The organism is Blastococcus sp. TF02A-35 (genome assembly GCF_004571075.1).
Taxonomy (GTDB): domain Bacteria; phylum Actinomycetota; class Actinomycetes; order Mycobacteriales; family Geodermatophilaceae; genus Blastococcus.
This window is the reverse complement of the sequence record NZ_SPQP01000077.1, coordinates 1-4,472: the sequence shown is the minus strand read 5'-3', so window position 1 is coordinate 4,472 and position 4,472 is coordinate 1. Positions and strand designations below refer to the sequence as shown.

General features: G+C 75.2%; 5 protein-coding genes and 2 pseudogenes. 3 read left to right on the top strand and 4 right to left on the bottom strand.

The genetic code is table 11. The annotated features are described in order from the left end of the window. The 4 genes and pseudogenes from E4P43_RS20985 to E4P43_RS19575 all read right to left on the bottom strand — a co-directional run. A pseudogene (locus E4P43_RS20985) lies at window positions 1-145 on the bottom strand (23S rRNA (adenine(2503)-C(2))-methyltransferase RlmN); the annotation flags it as partial. A gap of 344 nt (window positions 146-489) precedes the next feature. Next, window positions 490-876: pseudogene (locus E4P43_RS20980) on the bottom strand (PAS domain-containing protein); the annotation flags it as partial. A gap of 103 nt (window positions 877-979) precedes the next feature. Further along, window positions 980-1,213 (bottom strand): hypothetical protein, encoded by a 234-nt coding sequence (locus E4P43_RS19580; protein ID WP_135147181.1) that lies wholly within the window; start codon window positions 1,211-1,213, stop codon window positions 980-982. Window positions 1,214-1,294: 81 nt separating this feature from the next. After that, on the bottom strand, window positions 1,295-1,498 hold the full coding sequence (locus tag E4P43_RS19575) for a cold-shock protein (protein ID WP_135147180.1): 204 nt from the start codon (window positions 1,496-1,498) through the stop codon (window positions 1,295-1,297). 245 nt (window positions 1,499-1,743) lie between these two features. Here E4P43_RS19575 and E4P43_RS19570 point away from each other — a divergent pair, with 245 nt between their 5' ends. The 3 genes from E4P43_RS19570 to E4P43_RS19560 all read left to right on the top strand — a co-directional run. Next, entirely contained in the window at window positions 1,744-3,087 is a 1,344-nt protein-coding gene (locus tag E4P43_RS19570) for an alpha-amylase family protein (RefSeq protein ID WP_135147179.1), read from the top strand. A 62-nt stretch (window positions 3,088-3,149) separates the two neighbouring features. After that, the gene (locus E4P43_RS19565) at window positions 3,150-3,926 is read left to right on the top strand and encodes a cyclase family protein (RefSeq protein ID WP_135147178.1); all 777 of its coding nucleotides are present in this window, start codon (window positions 3,150-3,152) and stop codon (window positions 3,924-3,926) included. Then, window positions 3,923-4,472, top strand: a 550-nt coding sequence (locus E4P43_RS19560; RefSeq protein WP_245159277.1) for a thiamine pyrophosphate-binding protein, incomplete at its 3' end; no start/stop codon positions are given. The genes E4P43_RS19565 and E4P43_RS19560, both read left to right, overlap by 4 nt.

Below are 4,472 nucleotides of genomic sequence, written 5' to 3'. Positions count from 1 at the left end.
AGCGCTGGGACAGGCCCAGGCCGTGCGGCGCGGGCGTCAGCAGCGCGTCGAGCGTCTTGCGCACGCGGGCGTAGTTGGCCAGCGGCTCCCCCATGCCCATGAAGACGACGTTGGACAGCCGGCCCGGAGGCGCCGGCCGGACCTCGGCCCGCCGACGATGCTCAGCCCCGCGCTGCCCGGGTGCACGACGGCGGCCGCGAGCAGGTCGGCCGACAGACCCGGCCCCCCGTGGTCGGCGAGCAGCCGGAAGAGGTCGGCGCGGGTCTCCGCCGCCGCCAGCGCGGACACGGTGCGGGCGAGGCCGGCCAGCGACCGGGCGGTGCGCTGCTCGCGCTCGGTGAGGGCCTCGAGCCGCGCGTTGGCCTGCTCCAGCTGCCGGGTCCGCGCGTAGAGGTCCCCCTCCACGCGCGCCGCGCGGTCCCGCCACTCCTGGCCGCGAGCCGCCTCGTCACGGGCGTCGTCCCGGTCGCGGATGTACTCGGTGATGTCGTCGGAGCGGTGCAGGATCAGCACCACCTCGCCGTCCTCGTCGAGGATCGGCACGTTCCGCGGGCTCCAGAACCGCTCCTCGAACCGGCCGTCGGGCATGGCGATGTCGTACTTCTGGATGGCCATCGTGTGCGGCTGGCGCGTGTCCCGTGCCCGCTCCAGGGATGCCTTGAGGTTGACCAGGCCGTCGGCCGCCGGGTCGTCGGGGTTCATCGGGAAGACGTCGAACAGGTTCCGGCCGACGGTGCCCTCGAGCGTCGTCGCCGTGGCCTCCAGGCGAGCCTGGTTCGCGTGCACGATCGTGAGGTCGGGCGTGAGCAGGAGGAACGGCGTGGGCGCCGCGTCGAAGACCCGCCGGTAGTCGGGCTCGGGAAGGTCGCCGGTCACGCCGCTCCGCTGCTCTCAGGTGGTCCGCTCCTCGGACCGGGTCATTGTTACCGATCCCGGCCCGGAACCCCCGCGCGAGGCCGGGCACGGCCCGGCCCCGGCCTCACCAGCGCAGGGGGTGGGTGGACCGCGAGTGCGCGGTCCGGCAGGCGCGGCAGTTGCCCCAGGAGGCGATGGACACCGCCGTCGTCGGCTCGCCGCACTCGGGGCACTCGACCGTCCCCCCGGCGGCGCGCGCCTCGCTCAGCGCGCGCGAGCGGTCCTCGTGGATGGCGGCGTCACCCCGGCAGGGGCAGCCCAGCGGTGCGTCCGCGCAGAGTCCGACGTGCTCGGCCATGGGTGCTCCTCGGGGGATGGGGTGCCGGATATGACGACGGGGCCACGGCGCAGTGCGCCGTGGCCCCGTCGGATGCCTGGGTCAGACCGGGCGGACGTTCTCCGCCTGCGGGCCCTTCTGGCCCTGCGTGACGTCGAACTCGACCTGCTGGCCCTCGTCGAGGGAGCGGTAGCCGTCGCTGACGATGGCGGAGTAGTGGCAGAAGACGTCGGCGCCGCCGCCGTCCTGGGCGATGAACCCGAAGCCCTTCTCCGCGTTGAACCACTTCACAGTGCCCTGAGCCATGTCGTTCTCATTCCGTGCTGGGAGGTGTCCACCGCCGGCACGTGCCGGGGGTGGGGCCGCCGCACCGACCGGCAGGACCGAGAGGAACGTCAGGCAGAGACGACTGCGGACGTCCAAGAACGAAAGCAGAGGCGCAACAGCGACCGGGACGGACTCTACCCCTACGGCGCCGCTCGGACGGTAGGAGGCACCGCGCGGGTCCCTCGCCGGGGTGGGTGGACCGGCCGTAGGGCAGCATCGCCGGCATGGGGATCGGGCGCACGGACGGACCGGGCTGGGTGCGGGACGCCGTCTGGTGGCACGTCTACCCGCTGGGCTTCGTCGGCGCCGAGCCGCGCGCCGAGGAGGGCCTGCCGACCCGGCACCGGCTCGGGCACCTCGTCGGCTGGCTCGACCACGCGGTCGAGCTGGGGGCCTCGGGGCTGGCCCTCGGCCCGGTGTTCGCCTCCGGGTCCCACGGCTACGACACCGTCGACCACCTGCGGGTCGACCCGCGACTGGGCGACGACGCGGACTTCGACGCGCTCGTCGCCGCCTGCCGCGAGCGCGGCCTCCGGCTGCTGCTGGACGGCGTCTTCAACCACGTCGGCCGCGGTCACCCCGCGTTCCGGGCGGTGCTCGAGCAGGGCCCGGCCGCGCCGACCGCGTCCTGGTTCCGGCTGCGCTGGCCCGGGGGGCCGCAGGCGTGGACGCCGGGGACCGAGCCCGGGTACGACGACTTCGAGGGCCACTCCGCGCTCGTGGCGCTGGACCACTCGTCGCCGGAGGTGGCCGACCACGTCGTCGAGGTCATGACCCGCTGGCTGGACCGGGGCGCCGACGGCTGGCGGCTGGACGCCGCCTACGCCGTCCCCACGCGGTTCTGGGCGGAGGTGGCCGACCGGGTGCGCGAGCGGCACCCCGGGGCCTACCTCATGGGCGAGGTCATCCACGGCGACTACGCGGGCTTCGTGGCCGAGGGCCACCTGGACGCGGTCACCCAGTACGAGCTGTGGAAGGCGGTCTGGAGCTCCCTCAACGACGGCAACTTCTACGAGCTCGACGCGGCGCTCACCCGGCACGCCGGCTTCCTCGACCGGTTCACGCCGTACACGTTCCTCGGCAACCACGACGTCACCCGCCTGGCCAGCCGGCTGACCGACGAGCGGCACCTGGCGCACGCCCTCGTCGTCCTGCTGACCCTCGGCGGCACCCCGGCGGTCTACGCCGGTGACGAGCACGCCTTCCGCGGCGTCAAGGAGGACCGCGCCGGTGGCGACGACGCCGTCCGCCCACCGTTCCCGGCCACGCCGGGGGAGCTCTCGCCGCTGGGGCTGCCGACCTACCGGCTGCACCAGGAGCTGATCGGCCTGCGGCGCCGGCACCGGTGGCTGCACACCGCGCGGCCCCGGACCGTGCACCTGGCCAACGAGCAGCTCGCCTACGAGGTCGCCGGCGAGGGGGAGCGGCTGGTGGTCGCGCTCAACGTGGCCGGTGCCCCCGCGGAGCTGCCCGTGCCGGGCGCCGGCGCGGTGCTCGCCGGGGCGGCCGACGCCGGCGGCGGGCGCGTCCGGCTGCCGGCCCACGGCTGGGCGGTCCTCGCGGGCTGACGGGCGCCCCCGCCTGTGGTTGGCTGTCGGCCGCTCCGACCGTCCGTGAAGGGACCGTGCGCATGTCGATCCTGTCCAGCCTCGCCGAGGCCCTGGCCACCGCGCGGATCGAGGTCGTCGACCTCACCGCGCCGCTGTCCTCGGAGACGCCGGTCATCCAGCTGCCCGAGCCGTTCGCCCAGACGGCGACGTTCCAGCTCGAGGAGCTCAGCCGGTACGACGACCGGGGGCCGGCCTGGTACTGGAACAACTTCCGGACCGGCGAGCACACCGGCACGCACTTCGACGCGCCCAACCACTGGGTCACCGGTCAGGACGGCGAGGACGTCGCGTCGGTGGCCCCCCGGAAGCTGATCGCGCCCGCCGCGGTGCTGGACTTCTCCGAGCAGGCGGCACAGGACCCCGACTTCCTGCTCGAGGTGGACCACGTCCGGGAGTGGGAGCGGACCCACGGACCGCTGCCCGAGGGCGGCTGGCTGCTCTTCCGCACCGGCTGGGACGCCCGGTCGGAGTCCCAGCAGGAGTTCCTCAACGCCGACGACACCGGCCCGCACACCCCGGGCCTGTCGGTGGAGTGCGCCCGCTGGCTGGCCGAGGAGTCCCCGGTGATCGGGCTGGGCGTGGAGACCGTGGGCACCGACGCGGGCGCCGCCCACTCGTTCGACCCGCCGTTCCCGTGCCACTCCGCGCTGATGGGCAGCGGCAAGTACGGCCTCACCCAGCTGCAGAACCTCGCGCAGCTGCCGCCCACCGGCGCCCTGCTGGTGGCCGCGCCGCTGCCGATCGTCGGCGGCTCCGGCTCGCCGTCGCGGGTGCTGGCGCTGGTCGAGCGGGGATGACCCCGGCACCTCCGGCGCGGACGGTCGCGCAGGCCGTCGGCGAGACGCTCGTGGCCTGCGGCGTCGACACGGTCTTCGGGGTGGTCGGCTCGGGCAACTTCGTCGCGACCAACGCCATGGTCGCAGCGGGCGCCCGGTACGTCGCCGCCCGGCACGAGGGCGGCGCGGCCACGATGGCCGACGCCTTCGCGCGCACCAGCGGCCGCCCGGCGGTGGTCAGCCTGCACCAGGGGTGCGGGCTGACCAACGCGCTGACCGGGATCACCGAGGCGGCCAAGAGCCGGACGCCCCTGGTGGTCCTCACGGCCGAGACGACGAACCGGCGCTCGAACTTCTTCGTGGACCAGCCGGCGCTCGCCGAGGCGGTGGGCGCGCTGCCGGTGCGGGTGACGACCGCCGCCTCGGCCGTGCGGGTGACCGCAGCGGCGGTCGCCGCGGCGCGCGACCAGCGCCGGGTCGTCGTCCTCAACCTGCCGCTGGAGGTGCAGGCGCAGCCGGCGGTGGGCTCGGCGCTCCCGCCGCCCGGCGCGGTCGCCGCGGGAGATC